Annotated in this window: 15 protein-coding genes; all 15 read right to left on the bottom strand. The window is 57.7% G+C overall.

Annotated features, from left to right (window positions below):
* Window positions 1-11 precede the first annotated feature (11 nt).
* The gene (locus tag K8I01_01810) at window positions 12-1,238 is read right to left on the bottom strand and encodes a glycosyltransferase family 4 protein (GenBank protein MBZ0219158.1); all 1,227 of its coding nucleotides are present in this window, start codon (window positions 1,236-1,238) and stop codon (window positions 12-14) included.
* Complete coding sequence (locus tag K8I01_01805; GenBank protein ID MBZ0219157.1) at window positions 1,235-2,539, bottom strand: polysaccharide pyruvyl transferase family protein; 1,305 nt, start codon at window positions 2,537-2,539, stop codon at window positions 1,235-1,237. Before K8I01_01805 ends, K8I01_01810 begins: the two co-directional genes overlap by 4 nt.
* 148 nt (window positions 2,540-2,687) lie before the next feature.
* Window positions 2,688-4,022, bottom strand: a complete 1,335-nt coding sequence (locus K8I01_01800) for a hypothetical protein (protein ID MBZ0219156.1) — start codon at window positions 4,020-4,022, stop codon at window positions 2,688-2,690.
* Between the two features lie 154 nt (window positions 4,023-4,176).
* Complete coding sequence (gene asnB, locus K8I01_01795) at window positions 4,177-6,090, bottom strand: asparagine synthase (glutamine-hydrolyzing) (protein MBZ0219155.1); 1,914 nt, start codon at window positions 6,088-6,090, stop codon at window positions 4,177-4,179.
* 2 nt (window positions 6,091-6,092) lie between these two features.
* A complete protein-coding gene (locus K8I01_01790; GenBank protein ID MBZ0219154.1) occupies window positions 6,093-6,950 on the bottom strand; it encodes a glycosyltransferase family 2 protein in 858 nt (285 codons plus the stop codon).
* 3 nt (window positions 6,951-6,953) lie between these two features.
* Window positions 6,954-8,123, bottom strand: coding sequence for a glycosyltransferase (locus K8I01_01785; protein ID MBZ0219153.1), 1,170 nt, complete (start codon window positions 8,121-8,123; stop codon window positions 6,954-6,956).
* A gap of 24 nt (window positions 8,124-8,147) precedes the next feature.
* Window positions 8,148-9,059 carry a glycosyltransferase family 2 protein gene (locus tag K8I01_01780; GenBank protein ID MBZ0219152.1) on the bottom strand — a complete coding sequence of 304 codons (912 nt, stop codon included), beginning with the start codon at window positions 9,057-9,059 and terminating at the stop codon, window positions 8,148-8,150.
* A complete protein-coding gene (locus K8I01_01775; protein MBZ0219151.1) occupies window positions 9,059-10,363 on the bottom strand; it encodes a hypothetical protein in 1,305 nt (434 codons plus the stop codon). Before K8I01_01775 ends, K8I01_01780 begins: the two co-directional genes overlap by 1 nt.
* Before the next feature lie 9 nt (window positions 10,364-10,372).
* Window positions 10,373-11,428, bottom strand: a complete 1,056-nt coding sequence (locus K8I01_01770; protein MBZ0219150.1) for a GNAT family N-acetyltransferase — start codon at window positions 11,426-11,428, stop codon at window positions 10,373-10,375.
* Window positions 11,428-12,744 (bottom strand): polysaccharide deacetylase family protein, encoded by a 1,317-nt coding sequence (locus tag K8I01_01765; GenBank protein ID MBZ0219149.1) that lies wholly within the window; start codon window positions 12,742-12,744, stop codon window positions 11,428-11,430. Before K8I01_01765 ends, K8I01_01770 begins: the two co-directional genes overlap by 1 nt.
* A complete protein-coding gene (locus tag K8I01_01760) occupies window positions 12,738-13,937 on the bottom strand; it encodes a DegT/DnrJ/EryC1/StrS family aminotransferase (GenBank protein ID MBZ0219148.1) in 1,200 nt (399 codons plus the stop codon). The genes K8I01_01765 and K8I01_01760 overlap by 7 nt, the downstream gene beginning before the upstream one ends.
* The gene (locus K8I01_01755) at window positions 13,930-14,424 is read right to left on the bottom strand and encodes an N-acetyltransferase (GenBank protein ID MBZ0219147.1); all 495 of its coding nucleotides are present in this window, start codon (window positions 14,422-14,424) and stop codon (window positions 13,930-13,932) included. The genes K8I01_01760 and K8I01_01755 overlap by 8 nt, the downstream gene beginning before the upstream one ends.
* Complete coding sequence (locus K8I01_01750; GenBank protein ID MBZ0219146.1) at window positions 14,421-15,422, bottom strand: Gfo/Idh/MocA family oxidoreductase; 1,002 nt, start codon at window positions 15,420-15,422, stop codon at window positions 14,421-14,423. The genes K8I01_01755 and K8I01_01750 overlap by 4 nt, the downstream gene beginning before the upstream one ends.
* A 23-nt stretch (window positions 15,423-15,445) precedes the next feature.
* Window positions 15,446-16,198: a sugar transferase gene (locus K8I01_01745; protein MBZ0219145.1), complete on the bottom strand. Its 753-nt coding sequence runs from the start codon at window positions 16,196-16,198 to the stop codon at window positions 15,446-15,448.
* A 489-nt stretch (window positions 16,199-16,687) separates the two neighbouring features.
* Window positions 16,688-17,173, bottom strand: coding sequence for a hypothetical protein (locus K8I01_01740; GenBank protein MBZ0219144.1), 486 nt, complete (start codon window positions 17,171-17,173; stop codon window positions 16,688-16,690).
* Window positions 17,174-17,326 lie beyond the last annotated feature (153 nt).

Raw genomic sequence — 17,326 nt, 5'->3', positions numbered from 1 at the left:
CCGGGGCCGGGCTACTCGCCCGCAAGTTCCCTGTAATATCCGGCCATCGTCCCGGCTATACGGTCCCAGTTGAATAGGTCCTTTACGCGCTGCCTCCCGGCGGCGGAGACGCTCGCCCTGAGGCCCCTGTCCCTTATAAGAAGCTCTATGGCCTTGCCCAGGCCGATTGGGTCTCCCGGCTGGACGAGGAGGCCGGATACGCCGTCCTCGACTATCTCGGGCACGCCGCCGACCCTGGTGGCGATTACAGGGAGGCCGCAGGCCATTGCCTCGGCCACGGGCATCCCGAAGGACTCGTAAAAGGAGGCGTTTATGAATATGTGCGCCTCCGAGTATTTCGCGATCATCTCCTGGTGGCTGACGTGACCGATAAAGAAGACCCTCTCCGAGAGGCCGGGCGCCAGCATTTTGGATATCTTCTTCTGATAGCTACCGGGGTAAAAGGCGGCAAGCGACCTCACCGTCTGCTCGTCGCTCAAGTCGACCAGGAACTCCCTCGGGGTAATCCGCTCCTGGCCTATAAGGTGGAGCTCGAGGCCCGGGTGCCTGGGTGCTATGATGTTGAAGGCCTCTATGATTACGTGGAGCCCCTTTTCCGGGCTTATCCTGCCGACGCAGATGAGCCTCCTGTCGCCGTCCTGGGGGCGGACCTGGCTGAAGCGGGCGTAATCGACCCCGTTATGGAGCGTCCTTACCCTGGCGCTGTGAGCAGGGAAGGCGTCGCGCGTCCTTGAGGTTATGTAGTCGCTGCAGCAGACGACGAGGTCGGTCTTCGCCAGCCGCGTCTCCATCGTCTCCCTGTCGAGCTGCGCTAGCCACTCGTTATGCGTGTGGAGGACGAGCTTCATCCCCGGGTTCAAGGCCTTTACGACCGGCGCGAACTGGGAGAAGTTGTTGATGTGCACGATATCCGGCCCTAACCTCCTGAGATCAAGGGCGAGCTGCACCGAGTAGGAGGGATAATACAGGAACGAGCTGAAAAAGGGCCTCTTCAAGGTGTAGAGGGGACGGAGCTTCCCGGTGAACCTCCGCATGAAGCTGTCCGGCGCGGCTGAAAGCCTCCTTACCACGAGGCCGGGCGGGTCTATTTTGGTCCCGCCCCGGCTCGTGTAGACGGTGATGTCGAACTCGCTTTTGAGCCTCTTCGCAAGCTCCAGGATGATGATGCTTATGGAGCTCTTGAATGCGGAGTCGAGCGGGTTCGTTACGAAGGCGAGCCTCCGTCTCATGCGCTTCATGCCGTTTCCCGCCCCGGCTCAGGGGCCAGGGAGTAAAGGAGGCCGAGGACGTTTTCCCTCACTTCCGGCATCACTGCCTTGAGTTCCGCAGTTATGGCGGCCCTCTCCTCGTAGGCCTTTTCGATGATACCGAGCACGCCCTCTGAATCGAGCGAGCACGGGTCGGCAACCGACGAGCCTCTGCCGACCGTCTCCATTACACCCTTGAATTTATCGCTGTAGGCTATGGCCACGGCCGGCACGCCCTGCGAAAGCGCCGCTATGCAGGAGTGCATCCGCGAGCCTATGAAGAATCCGCACATCCCGATTATGTGCTTTATCTCTCCGGGGGCGTAGACGCCGTGCACGAGGGAAAGATTTCCGCCGTAAGCCGCCTTGAGTTCGTCATATACCTTCCGGCACGCCTCGGCGTCGCTCTCCGGGTGCTCGCTACCGCCGAAGACGTGCGGTATAAGGACGACCTGCGCGCGTTTCCTGGTAATGAGAAAGTCGATTACCTCCCTTACGAGAAGCCTGTAGTCGAGCCTCAGGCCGAACATGTTGTCCCTGGTGTATCCTCCCATGTAAAGAAGACCGCTCACGTTTAATCCCACGACCGAAGACGCCTCACCGGCGCAGTCGAAGGCTGCCCCTTCGACTGCCATGCTCTCCGGCTTAACGGGGTCCAGCACGAACCCTACATCGTGGCAGAACAGGACTTTTTCGCCCTTGCCGGAAATCCCGAGGAGGCGTCTGGCCTCAGCGACACCCTCGTAGTCCCTTGAATAGACCATTGTGGAGTTGTCGAGCAGGAACCTGGTCACGGCCCTCGAAAGCCTGCTCCTGTAAGGGCCGTAGGTCTGCGGGAGCTGTATGAGCTGTTTTCCCATGAGTATTACGAGTAGCTGGGGGAGCGCTACGTATATGAACCGCCCCAGGCCGTATATGTCGCTCAGGCTGTCGCCGCCGGCGATCGATACGGCCATGTCGGCCGAGTGAAGCTCGCTTAAGATTGCGTTTTCGTCTATTATCCGCCTCCGGATGCCTTCGGGCATTATGCGCGCAAAGGCCGCGAGAAAGATGAGCAGGGCGATGTTGTTCGGAAGGAAGAGTTTTTTTGAGAACCTTATGTTTACGAGTTTTACGAGCACCTCACGTCCCTTGAAGGCGAAGTTGTGGAACTCTCCCGCCTTCGCGTAGTCGAGTATGCCTATCTCCGCCTCCGGGTTCCAGTTAAGGATGCACTTGATGGCCCCCGCCGTGAGCGCGCCAACGCCCATGTTCCTCGTATTGAAGGACGCTCCCAGGAGAAATACCTTCAACGCACGATTTTTGAGTTGGTCTTGGATGGTTTGATACGCTATGGGTTTATTGATGAGATTGCAGCACGGACGGGTTCTTGACCGTTGAACAGCGCGGCTTGAATCAGAGGTAAGCAGGCCGGCCCTGCCGGGCCGGCCTGCTTATTTGTTACTGTACGTTAAGCGAGGCAGGGGGCTCGGGCGTGGTCGAAATGTTCACCGTCCCGCCGAACTGGAACGCGCCCCTGTCCCAGATGCCGTTGCTGCCGCGCACGATTCCGAGCATGTCGACGTTGAAGGGCGAGGAGAGGCTCATGCCGGACTTCGTGGAGGCCTTCAGCCTGAAGTCATTGCCCGAGTAGCTGACGAACGGGTCGCCGGAGCCGACCTGTAAGTTGGACTCGCTTATTTTACCCTCGTTCGAGCCCTTGAACCAGTTGTAGTCGTGTTTCACGCCGCCGCCGAAGGCCACGGACGGGCTGTTGTACCAGAGGTTATTGTATGCAACTACGCCGCTTATTGACCTGTATATCGGGAATATCTTCCCGGAGCCGCCGCTTTTGAGGTCCACGAAGGTGTTGTTGTATATCCTGACGTTGTTCGCGTAATAGGTCGTGTCCGAGGACCAGCTTCCGATGGCCCCGTTATTGGAGGTGCCGCCGAAATCCACGGTCCACTGGAATAGGTTGCCGTATATGTCCCAGTTTTTGGCGCGGCCCATTATGATGCCGCCGGTGCTCCTGTAGTCCCGTATGTAGCTGTGGCGGAGGATCACGTCGTGCGTGTCCCTTGCCGACCATATCTCGGAGTGCTGTGATGAGGACCCGTTGGTGCCGCTACGCTCAAGAAGAGAATACTCGATCAGTATATTTGACACGTTCATGGTGTAGAAGACGACCCTGCTCGGGTGGTGGGCCCAGATGTACTGGAACTTCCAGTTCTTGCCGCCGTATATGCCGTAAACGGCGTCCTGCCCGGTGCAGGACGAGCATGCTTTGAACGAGAGTTCCATGTGCTTGAAGGTAAGATTGTTGACTGCCTTCGGCATGCTTATGAGCTTCACTGTATTGCTGGACCCGGTATGCTGGACCTTTATGCCGTGTCCCGAGGTCCATTTGCCCGGCCCGCCCCCGGTCTGGCCGTTAATCTCGTAATAGCCGGTATTGAACTTGAGCGTGCTGGTGAATACGGCCGGCCCGTCGGCATAGGAGCTGTTCCAGCCGGTATTGGTGCCGTGGTCGGAGTCCGTAGCCTTCTTTATCGTTATCCACTGGCCGTTTTCCGAGTCGCCAAAGGTGCGGCCAGAATACGTGCCCTTCGCTATGTAGTAGGTATCGCCGCGCACAAGAGAGGATGGAAGGGCGGGATAGGCGTTCGTCCAGTCGCTCCCACTCCCGTTGCCGCTTGCCCCGGCCCTCACATAGCGGACGGCGGCGTTGGAGATGTCGGGGAAGGCGCATAGCACCAGGAACAGAAGCGCCGATAAGATTCCAATTTTCTTCATTACAACCTCCTTTAGCCTATTCTTTTCCACACCCCCCTGGGGCGTGCGTTTTAAGAAGAATACAGGAGATTGCATTTCAAAAATGTGATTTAAATCACCATGTTAGAATCATATTTTAAGAATATATCTAAACTAAATCAGGAATTCGTTCGGTTCATAAATAATTAAGTCTATGCGAGGCCTCCCTGCCAAGGAATAGCCTGTGCCATATCTCGAAATTTATTAGCGGGAAAAGCATCCTGTTATGGTCCTCCCTGCCGCTCATATGCTCGTCTACAAGTTTCCTTACAATACTTTTGTCGAAGATCCCATGCCCCAGCGCGTCGCCGGAGCAAAGGGTCTCAATAGTAAAGTCCTTTAGTTCCGAGCGGAGCCATCTGGATATGGGCGTCGGGAAACCCTCTTTTTTCCGGTAGATTATCTCATTCGGAAGGAGGCGTTCCATTGACCTCTTGAGGATGTATTTGGTGACAAGCCTCCTTACCTTGAGGTTTAAAGGTATCTGGAAGGCCAGCTCGACGAAGGTGTAATCGAGGAAGGGGACCCTGGCCTCCACCGACGCTGCCATGCCCATCTTGTCCTTTTTCATCAGAAGGTCGTCCGGGAGCCAGACGCTTAAGTCGAGAAGCAGTATTTTATCAATCTCTTCGAGCCCTTCCGTAGCAGGCATGAGTCTCTCGAATACGTCCTTGAATGCGTTTTTCGTGTCCCGGTTCAAGAGGAGCGCTCGCTTCAGGTCCTCGGGGAATACGGTGTGCCAAGACATGTATCTCTCTCGGAAGTCCCGTATTGACATGGACCTGTGTCCTTTTTTGAGGAGAGGGGACCTGGGGAGCATCCTTATGACCGGGCCCAATAGCCTGTCCTTCAGGATGTCAGGCATGAGCATATAGTATCTCGACAGGACCTCGCCCCAGTGCCTGTTGTAGCCCGCGAAGAGCTCATCCGAGCCCTCGCCGGTAAGGATAACGGTCACGCCGTTCTCCTTCGCGAGCCTGGATACGAAATAGAGCGGGATGGAGGCAGGCTCTCCGATGGGCTCGTCCTGGTGCCATACGGCCCTTGGGAGATAATCAAGGAACCTTTCTGCCGTGACGACGGTCTCGTGATAGCTGCTTTTAAAGTGTGAGGCTGCCTTCCGTGAATACCTGAACTCGGAGACGCTGTCGTCGCCTGATTCGCTATAGCCTGCGGTGAACGAATGGACCGGGCGGCCGGAGAGCTCGGTCATGAGACCGAGTATGGCGCTCGAGTCGAGCCCGCCGCTTAAGAGCGCGCCCACTGGCACATCGCTCTGCAGGCGCTTCCTTACCGATTCCTTGAGCGCGGAAAAGATATGGTTTGCGATCTCCTCTTCCCCGGCCTTTTTCATGCAGTTTACGAGGGGCACATCCTTTTTAAGCTCCCAGTACCTCTTTAACCGCGCAACGCCCCGGCTTATGGTCATCATGTGTCCGGGCTGGAGCTTCATTATGCCCCTGAACATGGTCCTCGGCCCCGGCACGTAATGGAGAGTAAGAAAATTCGAGAGGGCCTGAAGGTCCACCTCCCTCGGCACGCCGGGGTCTTCGAGGAGCGATTTTATTTCAGAGGCGAAGGCGATGAAGCCGCCGTCCATGTAATAATAGACGGGTTTTATGCCTAGCCTGTCCCTGACGAGCACGAGCTCGCGTTTCCTTCCGTCCCACACGGCTATGGCGAACATGCCGTTCAGGCGCGAAGCGAAATCAGCCCCGTATTCCTCGTACGCGTGCACGATGACCTCTGTATCGGTAAGCGACCTGAAGGCGTGGCCCGCCTTCCTGAGCTCTTCCCTGATATCGAGGTAATTGTATATCTCGCCGTTAAATACGACCGCCACGGAGTCGTCCTCGTTCATCATGGGCTGGCGTCCGAGAGGGGAGAGGTCTATGATGCTGAGCCTTCTGTGCCCCAGGCCAAGCGGCCCGTCCATGTATATGCCCCTGTCGTCCGGGCCCCTGTGCTCCATGACGTCGGTCATGGCCTCGATCCCGGCCCTCTCGGCGGGCCTGCCGTCAAAGTTGAGTTTTCCGCAGATGCCGCACATTCCTATGCCCTTTCCCTGTGAAAAAGCCTTTTGAGCTGGCTTGACCTGATCTCTTTTATAAATTCCGCGTCGTCTATCCGCTCTTTTTTTCCAAGAAGGGAACCCGCATATCCGGCCGCCATGCCGAGGCCGTCAAGCGGCGACTTTAACAGGCACTTGAGCGCCCTGAGCGCGAAGAAGGCAGGGTGGTAGCCCATGAAGTAGGAGCCGCGCCCGCGCTCCAGTCCTGATCTGAAAAGCCCCTTGGCGCGCCCCTCGGGCCTCAAGTGAATGACCTTAAGCCCCGGTACGGGCCATGCCTCCCAGCCCCGCATCCGTGCCTTTATCTCGTCTATCCCGTCCCATCCCATCGCCTCCACTAGCCCTCCGATCTCTTCAAGGCACTTGACCCTGTATATCTTGCATGCGCCTAGCGTGTGCCCCTCCGCCGATTTCTCCTCCTCAAGCGTTTCTCCCTTCCGGATATGGCTTATCCCGCTTGTTATGCCGAGCCCAGGGTTCCTCGCCATGCAATCGAGCGCCCTTTCGAAAAAATCCGGCCCGAAAGAGAGGTCCGCATCGAGCTTCACGACGAAGTCGCAGTCCCTGGCCTTGAGCGCCGCATAACCTTCGTAGAAGAGCCTTACTATGTGGCCGCCCCTTACCCTTTCCGAGCCCTGGAGCCTCACAAGCCTTATCCAGGGATGTTTCGAGGCGTATCCTTCGACTATTTCCGGGGTCCTGTCTTTTGAGCCGTCGTCGACTATGACCCATTCGAGCGGCTTAAGCCTCTGCGAGAGCATGGACTCCGCGGTATGCCCGATATAGGCCTCCTCGTCCTTTACGGGGCTTATGACCGAGTATCGCGCGTCATGGCCCATGCTTCACTGCCCCTCTATAAGGCCGTTGACCGCGCCCAGGTAGACCTCGGACATGACGGGCCAGGCGACTACGTCGTAGGAGCGAGCCGCCCTCTCGGTAAAGCTCTTCCTTTCGACCGGGTCTTTGCAGCACTCTTCTATACGGAGCGCAAGGTCCTTCGGGTCCCCGGGGCTGAAGTAATTTATGCCGTCCTCGCCGAAGACCGACATTATCGACTCGAGCCTTGAAGCCACTACAGGCATCCTCATGCACACGTACTCGAATATCTTGGTCGAGAGGGCGAGCCTCATGAAAGGGTCGTCGAGGTACGGGACGACTCCCATGTCCGACGCGCCGATGGTCTCGCTTACCTTATCGAGCGGCAGGTAGCCGTAAAGGCGCACATGCTCCGAAAGCGACCGCTCCCTTATGAGTTCTTCGAGCTCCTCCCTGTAAGACGGGTCGTACTTGCCGTAAATTGAGAGGCGGGTGTTCGGCAGCCTTTTCCTCAGGATGGACACGGCTTCTACCGCAATGTGAAGGCCGAACCTCCGGGCCACCGTGCCGTGGTAGAGGAGCGCCGGTCCGTCTTCTATCTTCCGCCACTCCCGAGCGGGAGGGGCGCTGAAGATCGCGTTATCGGCGGAGTTGAAGACGAGCACAATCTTCCCGGGGTCAACGCCCCTTTCTATGAGCCTCTGCCTGAAACCGGGGCTCGTCGTAAGTACCTTGTCGGCGAACGCGCATGAGAGCTTTTCAGCAGCCTTAACGAACGGCAGGAGCGCGGCCATAGCCGACCCACGCGTCCGGGATTCGTAGAGCTCTACCGTCAGGTCGTGGAGGTCGAGGATTACTGGCACTCCCGCTATCCTGTGGGCGAGACCCACGAACACCAGGTGGTCCGGCATGTTATGCACCTGGATGAGGCTGTACCGCTGCCGCAGCGTCAGGCTCAAAAGCTTAAAAAACGAGAGTACCCCGAAGAGTGAAGACGTCGTGAAATACCTGAAAAGGCTCTCGGTCCGCTCGGGCCATTTCATTATCCTGTGCGCCGTTATACTGCCGTAGGCCTCAATGGCCCGCTCTCCCTTGTTCCGGAGGCATATGACATCGACCCCGATTCCGGCTTTCGCGAGCACCTCGGCCTCGCGCCTTACCCTCGGGTCTGCCGGGTAGCATGAAAATACCGCCATTCCCACTCTTGCCGTTTCCATTAATTAAGGTTGGGCCGCGTCCCCGCCGGTAAGGAGCCATTTAAGGCATGCGGCGCTCCTTTTGGCCTTGTGCGCGGCCGACCTCCTTTCCGCTGGCTTTAGGATGTAGAGCGCGCCCGACCTCGCGAACCTCACGAGCTGGTGCAGGAGGGTTATAGCGACGTATGCGGCCCTTGCGGCTCTCCCCCTGTGCTTTTCCCAGTATTTGAGGTTGGCCTTTTGCATTTCTACATAGAACCTCACAGGGGCAAGGCCCGAGCTCGATCCTCCGTAGTGGACCGCCTCGGCCTCGGTGCAGTACCAGTTCTCGTAACCCGCGTCATGGAACCTTTTGCACCAGTCCTTGTCCTCGGCATAGAAAAAGAACCTCTCGTCGAGCATCCCCACATCGTCTATGGCCTTCCGCCTTATCATCAGAAGGCATCCGCTCAGGGCCTCGACCCTGGCGGTCCTGTCGTGCGAAAAGTAATTCCAGCCGTCGAGCCCGATTGCCGATAGGAGGCTTCCGCGTAGGCTGGGAAAGCGCCTGCACGTGGGTTGCAGGCTCTCGTCGGGGTTCAGCACCCTCGGTCCCGCAAGGGCGGCTTCGGGGCGGGCCTCGAGGAACCGGTGGAGCTCTTCAAGGGAGCCGTCGAGGACGATTACGTCCGAATTTACCAGGCAGACGTATCCAGCGCTACTCTCCCTCATGCCGATGTTATTGGCCCTGGCAAAGCCCAGGTTTTCGTCCTGCTCAAGCAACTTGACCTCAGGGAACCCTTCCCTTACCGCCCGGGCCGAGCCGTCGGAAGAGGCGTTGTCGACTACAATGACCTCGGCGTCGAGCCTTCCGAGTCCGGACCGGAGCGAGGCCAGGCACTTCAATAGGTAGTCCCTCGCGTTCCAGTTTACGATAATTACCGATACGTCCGGCATCAGGCCCTTGCTGCCCCTTCTGCGGCGGCAGCAGGCGCGGGCTCCCGGGAAACCTCCTTTTCGGTCAAACCCCTCACGGCGGCTATCATGGCGAGGAGCATATAAAGGATGACCTTTATCTGGTCGAAGTACGAAACCCCGAAGAAGGAGACGATGTGGACGAAGAGCGCGGTCCCGAGCGCCCAGACGACCCTGTCCATGCCGGGCGCGAACTGCCCCGATCTGACGGCCTTTCCGACGGTCTGGAAGCAGGTCGCGAGTATCGCTATGAAAAGTGCGAGGGTTATGAGCCCGCCGTCGACCGCTATGCGTATGAAATGGTTTGTCACGTCAAAGAGGTAGTAACCCCAGCCTGCCGTCGATTTGACGCCCAGGAGCCACCATTCGCCTATTCTTTTTACGAACTGGTCGATTAGGTGGTACCTGTGATAGGCGGTAGACGCCCCGAAAAGCTTGACCTTGAGGATGAGCGCCCAGACAGGGGCCTTCATGACGATGTGGAGCGTAATCAGTGAAATCACCAGGAACCACCTGAGCTGCCTCATCCGGTCTCTGAAATGCCACATGAAGATCCCCAGTATCCCTGCTAGATAGGCAAGCGCCGGACCGCTTGAGGAGGTGCTGATGGTTATAAGCGTCGTGGCTGCTATCCCCGCGTACATGAGAAGGCTCCGGTACTTTAGCTTCCTTGCCGCGTAAAAGAGAGGGAGAAGCGAGGCGCTGAAGGAACCTGCGGTGATGGGATGGGCGAATGCGCCCTGGCACCTGAGCTTTCCTTCCCGCATGGCTGTGTACTCCGGGACGCCGCCGAACATGGAGAAGAGGTTCCTCTGGGTAGTCATCTCGTAGACCATGGCCGCGGCGACCGGTATGGCCGCTACCGCGAGCGTCTTTATGACCCAGAGTATGTCCTCGATGCTACGGACCAGAAATCTCGTTAGGAAGTAGACGCCGATGATGTCGAAGGATATGCCTAGCCTGTTGACAAAGGCCGCGGAGGTATGCCAGAGGATCGTGTATACGGTGATGCTCGAGAAGGCCCAGAGAAGCATGAGCTTGTCAATCATGTTGAGCTTTATGTTGTATTCGGACTTGAGCAGCACCCTGGCCCAGCCGAAGAGTACGAGTATCCTCAATATGAAGAAATCGAGCGTGAATATGATTATCCTCTGCTGTATGGGGATGAAGACGACCGCCAGGATAAGAGGCACGAGGGCCGCCCTTCTCGGCAGTATGAGCATGAGAAAGCCCGAGGCGAGGGCGAACGCCAGGGCAAGGGGGTGTATGTCGCCGTACTGGTCCATTGTCTCTTTTTAGGCGAGGTACCTGTAGAAGAGCCTTCCGAGGAGCCTGTTCGAGAAGCCCGGCAGGATCCTGAAGAGGGCGCCTGCCGCGCGCGCGGCTTTTCCGCCTTCGTCCTTCAAGACAACCTTGCCTCCCGGAGCGTGCAGATAATATAGCGGGAAAGCCTCCGCACCCCACCTCATCTTGAACTCCATAAGGCCCCTGTTCCCGGTGAATGTCCTCCCGAAGTCGAAGACGCGGCGCCCTTCGTGGGAGGCCTTCTTTATGGCCGTCCAGATGGCAAGCTGGCTTGCCCCGGACCCGAAGTGCCTTTCATCCGAAGCCCCGAATTTGTAGTAAGCGGTATCGCCGAGCTGCAGGAGCAGTACCCCTGATACTGCAGAAGGGCCTTTATCCACCAAGATGAGCGAGGCAAGATTGCGGGTGTAAAGCTCATTCCAGATGTTCCTGAAGAAGCTGAAGGGCTGGACCGGCGCGCCCTGCCTCTTTCTGGACCGGATGTGCAGCCCGTAGAACTCGCGGAGGTCGGCGACGGTATTACCTTCCCTTGCCCTCAACCCGTTTTGGAAGGCTTTTTTTATCTTTCTCCTTACGCAGTCCCTGTGAAAGCCCTCCATGAGGGCGCCTTCATCCCTGTCGATCCGGAGCGTGTAGACCGCATAGCCGCCGTATGCGGAAAAACAATCAGGCGTAAAGCGGACTGTGCTTCTGATCTCGGTCTGAAGGCCCTCCGTTCCGAACCTGGCGAGCGCCGCAATGAAACCGTCCGCCTCTTCCCTCGTCCCGTAGAGAGGCCCGCATACGTCCGAAAAGGGGTATGAGACGAGACGGCTTTTGCCGAGCTTCCAATCGAGCCGCGCAGCCGGCATGGCCGACGAGATTCTGCCGCCAGCGCCCCTTTTAACGATGTAGACGGGCCTTATCCCGTATGTGAGCTCAATCGCCCTGTGCCAAGCCGAATGGTGGTAGACGGTGCCGTCAAGCGAGGACGCGAGGGTGTTCCAGTTTTCCTCGCCTATTTCCTCGAGTGAGTCGAAGCTGATCGGAGAATCAGGAGACTGCATCAGAAATAGATGAACCTCTTGAAGAAGTCGGAGACGTTTATCGAATCCACGTCGGAGGAGACGGTAAAAGCCGACTGCGCGCCGTGCGGCCACCGCCAGAGGCGCAGAAGCGGATAGCTCGAATTATCTATTACATCGAGGAGCAATCTCCTGTCCCTCGGGGCGAACTTCGCGTACCCGTCTATGAAGAGCGCGTTCCTGTGCGGGTATTCCACCACGCTTGTGATGAAGCCCTCGTCGGCAAGGAACGACTCGACATCGGGCGAGCAGTTCTTCGAGATCTGGATCGTGTGTTTCCTTACGTCGTCGGTATCGATGATAAAAGCGCCCTCGCTGAGCGATGCTTTAGCCGGCACGTAGGCGCCGCAAATCAGGTCCCCGCCGCATTCCCCGCGGACGGCCTTTTGAAGGACCGTCCCTTCACGCGGGCACTTGAGCCGCACGCGCCAGCCGTCACCCGTTTTCTCGGCCTTCCACGTGGATTTCCGTCTCTTCTCCCACCACGCTGTTATCTCGTTCAGGGTCGCGAACCACACCCGGGGGCGCGTGGCCCTGGCCGCTGCTGCGACATCTTTTATCGAAGCCTCGAAATACTTGAACCTCTCCGGGTGGAAGAGGAGGTGGAAGAGCTCGCCCCGTGAGTGGATCTTCCTGAATATCGTCTGCCATATCGAGGATATGGCAGCGCGCTCCTTTATCCTGTACCTCTCAAAGAGCATCTCGTCATCCGGCGCGGTGATAGGTATATCGATGAGTTTCCCTTTGATGGCCGGGACGGAGATGGACACCTCCGGGCTCGATGTGTTGTAAAGGAGTGTGAGCTTCTTGAGATGTTCTTCTGAGCGCCTGCAGGACCTCAGTTTCTCTTCCCAGAGGATGACGTTATTGCTCGTCCAGACAAACGGGCTTTTATAGAGAGCGGCGAGCGTGTCGTCATTATAGCTGAGGTACGGGCACCTGAACCCGTAGACCCTGAGCTTGACCTTCTCGAAGGCGTTGTAGCTCTTCCTGATGAGGGCCTTCTGCTCGGCGAGCGACCTCGTCTTCATGTTCGTATGGAAGTACCCGTGGGCGGCGAACTCGTGCCCGAGGTCCCTGAACCTTTCGAAAAAGCCGTAATGGCTTTCGAGGAGGCTTGCCGTTATGCAGAAGGTCACCTTTACGCCCATCGAGCCGAGGTCCTGGTCGAGTTCGCGCATCATTTCCGAGAAGCGCGCCCTCCCGAAGGAATACCTCATGAAGACCTGCGCCGAGCGCTCGATGCCGTGGAGGAATCCCTTCGTCTCAATTATGTGGTTAAGGAAGTCTATCAGCAATTCCGGAAGTTCTCCGAGCCGAGTATGAGCGCGGCTATTCTTTCCTGGTCAGATGGCCTCAAGCCGGGGTACATAGGGAGGGAGAGTATTTCGTCCGCGACCCTTTCAGTGACCGGCAGGTCGCCTTTAGAGTATCCGAAGCGCGAGCATGCCCTCTGGAGGTGGAGCGGCACGGGGTAATGCAGTCCGGTAGAGACCCCTGCCTCGGAAAGACGCCTCTGATGGGCCTCTCGGTCGCGTAACCTGATCACGTAAAGATGATAGACGTGCCTGGCGTCCGGGTGTTCCGCGGGGGTAATCACTTTATCCGAGCCGCCAAGAAGCCTGTCGTAGACCCTTGAGGCGTCCCGCCTCATCTCGTTCCATTCTGAGAGCCGCCTGAGCTTTATCCTGAGGATCGTCGCCTGGATGGCGTCGAGCCTGGAATTGCAGCCCTCGACCTCGTGTATGTATTTCCGGGACTGCCCGTGGTCGCGCGCCATTTTGATCATTTCAATGATTTCCAGATCGTTTGTCGTTACAGCGCCTGCGTCGCCGCAGGCACCCAGATTTTTTCCCGGATAGAAACTGAAGGCCGCCGCCGTCCCCATGGACCCGGCCTTCATCCATTGTCCGGTCTTTCTCGACAGGTACTTGGCCCCGTGGGCCTGGCACGCGTCCTCGATGACTTTAAGGCCGAAGCCGCCGGCTATTTCGAGTATTGCGTCCATATCGGCGGGTTGGCCGTACAGGTGCACGGGCACGACGGCGGTCACCGGGCTTCCGGTCCTCTTGTCAAAGGGCCTTCCGCCGCGCATGTCGCATCCGTTTTCGAGATAGCGTCTGAGCTCTCCGGGGTCCATATTGTATGTCCCTTCGTCTATGTCGACAAAGGCCGCGATCGCGCCGGACTGCGTGATGGCCTCTACAGTCGCTATGAACGTGTTCGCCACCGTTACGACAGTGTCGCCCGCCTTTACGCCGGAGGCGGTGAGAGCAAGCCTCAGAGCGTCGGTGCCGTTTGCGACCCCGGCCGAAAAGCGCGTGCCGCAGAACCCGGCGAACCGGGACTCGAAGTCCTCGACTGCGGCCCCTCCGATGAACGAGCTCTCCTTTAGCGCCTGCCTGAACGCGCCGACCAGCTCCTCCTCGAGTTCCATGTGAGGGGAGGCGAGGTCAACGAAAGGTGTGGCTCCGCCCGTAGTCTTATTCATTTAGTGCGCTCCTTAATATTCTTGCCGGGTTCCCGGCAACAATCGTATTCGGGGGCACGTTTTTGGTTACCGTCGAGCCCGCGCCCACTATCGCGTTTTCGCCTATTGTCACGCTGCTGAGTATCGTTGCCCCGGAGCCGATTGACGCTCCCTTTTTTACGACCGTGTGCTCTACTTCCCAGTCCGCGTCGCCTTTAAGCGTCCCGTCCGGGGTAGTCGCGCGCGGATAGGTGTCGTTTATGAAGGTCACCCCGTGACCTATAAAGACGTTGTCCTCGATTGTCACGCCCTCGCAGACGAACGTGTGGCTCGATATCTTGCAGTTCCTGCCGATGGTCGCGTTCTTCTGTATTTCGACGAAGGCACCTATTTTGGTGCCGTCCCCAACGGAACAGCCGTAGAGGTTTATGAAGCTGGCGAGCCTGACCCCGGTGCCGAGCCTTACGTCCTGGGCTATTTTATTGAAGCTGCCAGCCCCGCCGCTCATATGGTGACCATCCTGCAGTTGTTCCTGAGCGATTCGTCGCAGGCCTCAAGCATCCTTACGACCCTCAGCCCGGCCTCCCCGTCGTTGAACGGCCGCTCGTCGTTTTTTATGCAGTTGATGAAGTATTCGGTCTCGAGCCGGAGGGCCTCACCCTGATCGACCTTGGGGGCCCACATGTCTCCGGAACGATAGCTTACCAGGAGGTCGTAAAGCCCCTCTCTCGTGGTTATATCGACCCCCCTGTCGTATACCTTTATCTTCTCGTCGGCGTCCATGTCGTTCCATACGAGCATCTTCTTTTCGCCGCCGATGAGGGTCGTCCTGAGCTTCACGGGAGAAAGCCAGTTCACGTTGAAGTGCGCGATGATGTTGTTCGGGAAGTAGACCATTATATACGCGATGTCCTCTTTCGCGTTGATGTGGGCCCTGCCGCTCGCAGAGACCCCTACCGGCCTTTCGTCTATGAGGTAGTCCATTATGGAGAAGTCGTGCGGGGAGAGGTCCCATATGACGTTTACGTCGTGCTGGAAAAGGCCCAGGTTCACCCTGGTCGAGTCGTAGTAGTAGAGGTCCCCGAGCACGCCCTGGTCTATTATCTCCTTTATCTTCCGTACCGCGCTCGTAAAGAGGAACGTATGGTCGACCATAATCTTGAGCCGCCTCCTCTCGGCGATCTCAATCAGCTCTTCCGCCTGGACGGCCGTGGAGGTAAATGGCTTTTCTACGAAGACGTGCTTGCCGTTAAGGAGCGCGGCCCGTGCGAGCTCGTAATGGGTGCTGACCGGGGTTATCACGGTTACGATGTCTATGTCCGGCGAGGTGACGATGTCGCGGCTGTCGGTCATTACAGCTATGCCGGGGCAGTTTTTAACGGCCCGCGCGAGCGCGCCCCGGTTCTTGTCGCAAACGGCCGCCACGCACGCGCCCTCGATCGAATTGAAGTTCCGTACTATGTTCGGGCCCCAGTATCCGTACCCGATTACCCCGATTTTTAGCATCCGCCCGCCTTTCCCTCCGCCCGTCAATACGCGCCTTTGCTCGATACCATCGAGAAAGGAGTAAGGAGGATTATCTTTATGTCCAGCCAGAGCGACCACTCTTCTATGTACCTCAAGTCCAGCCTGACCATGTCGTTATACGATTTCATGCTCCTCCCCATCACCTGCCAGAGGCCTGTTATCCCCGGCTTAGCCTCTATTACCCTCCGCCAGTGCCAGGAGCAGTAGCTTTCGAGCTCGTACGGGATGGGCGGCCTCGGGCCAACAAGGGACATGTCGCCGCCGAGGACGTTAAGGAACTGCGGGAGCTCATCCAGGCTCGTTTTTCGCAGGAATTTCCCGATGGGCGTCACTCGGGGGTCGTCCTTTATCTTGTATACCGAGCGGCCCTCGCCCTCGGAGTAAGCCCTGTCCTCGCGTATGAGCCTCTTTACGTACTCCGAGTGCATCTTGTCGTCGACGCCCTCGTACATGGACCTGAATTTCAGGAACGTGAACCTTTTGCCGGACTCTCCGATCCTCACCTGCCTGAAAAAGACAGGCCCGCGCGACGTGACCTTTATTATGACCGGCAGCGCGAGAAAAAACGGCGAGAAGAGGAGAAGGCCGAAGATGCTACCGGCGACGTCCAGGACCCGTTTGGCCGCGAGAGAGCTCTTCTTGAGTTCCTTTTTCCGCTGAAGGTCGGGGTAGAGCTTGAAGTCAACCGGAAGGGCCTTTCCGCCCTCGGCCTCCTCGGGGAAAGGATGGAAAGTAATCTTCAGGTGCCCGGCCATGTTACCGAGGGATTCGTCCTCAGCGAGGCTCGCCAGCACCTTTTCGCGTATCGAGCCGATTGCGGCGGACGAAGTGTCGGTAAAGACGACGCCCAGCACATGGTTGTGCCTGTACCATCCTTTTATATCGACCTCACGGGTAGTGGATGCGAGCCTCTCCGAGACCGAGCGCACGGTTTCCTCGGAACCTTGCGCTCCGAGAATACCCTCGAAATCGACGAGCATCATCACGAATGGCCTTCCCGTGCGCTCTGCCCTCCTGCGTTCGAGGTAGATCATCTCATGGAAGTAGTCCTCCACGTAGAGGCCGGATTCCCTCTCCTTTAGGAAATCCGAGCAACGGAAGTGGAAGATGTTCCTTCTAAGGTACCGCCTGGTGCTGTTCAGAAGCCTTTTCATGCGCACCATCCGGACGGGCTACCGCCGTTAAGCCTCACGCGGCCTCTCCCTGCAGCTTGTATTTTTGGTTCCAAAGGCATGCGGATGAATTCAGCTTGGCGAAATCATGCACCTGTCTATTACAAGACGCATATTGATGGTCCTGAGGAGGATGCTTACACGCTCCAGCCCGCTCATCTCATGCTCGAATATCGCGGTGAACCCCTCGAACGGCCCCCGCCTTATATAGACGGCCTGGCCCGCCTCGAAGGCGGTCCTTACGGTAATGATCCCGTTTTCCATTCTCGAGATTATGTCGTCGACTACCTTGTCGGCTATCTCGGCCGGCCCGTCCTCATTGCAGAGCACCCGTTTGACGCCCCGTGTGTACTTCACCAGGTGATAGTCCCGGAGCTTGTCGAACCTCGCGAAGACGTAGCAGGGGAAGAGAGGGGAGACAGCCTCAACGGGCTTCCTTCTCAGGTACTTCCGCTCTTTTATTTTGGGATTAAGGACCACGAACCCGGCATTGGACAGCATAGTCTCGACATTGTCCTCGCACCTGGGTTTCGTGTAGATGAGGTACCAGCAGATCATCAATTGCCTCCGGTCCGTGGTAATAGAATGCCCTTCTTCCGCTCAGCGCGACTCTGCAGAGAGCGGGGTAAAAGCCGGTCTGGCAGCTCCGGTCCTATGTAGATGGGGTGTTTATGGAGGTATTCCCCTCAGGTCTCCATAGCCGGGATGATC

This window comes from Deltaproteobacteria bacterium (assembly GCA_019912665.1).
In the GTDB taxonomy this organism is placed as follows: Bacteria; Desulfobacterota; GWC2-55-46; order GWC2-55-46; family GWC2-55-46; genus UBA5799.
Note: the sequence above shows the minus strand (reverse complement) of the source record. Positions and strands in the feature narration are given on the sequence as shown.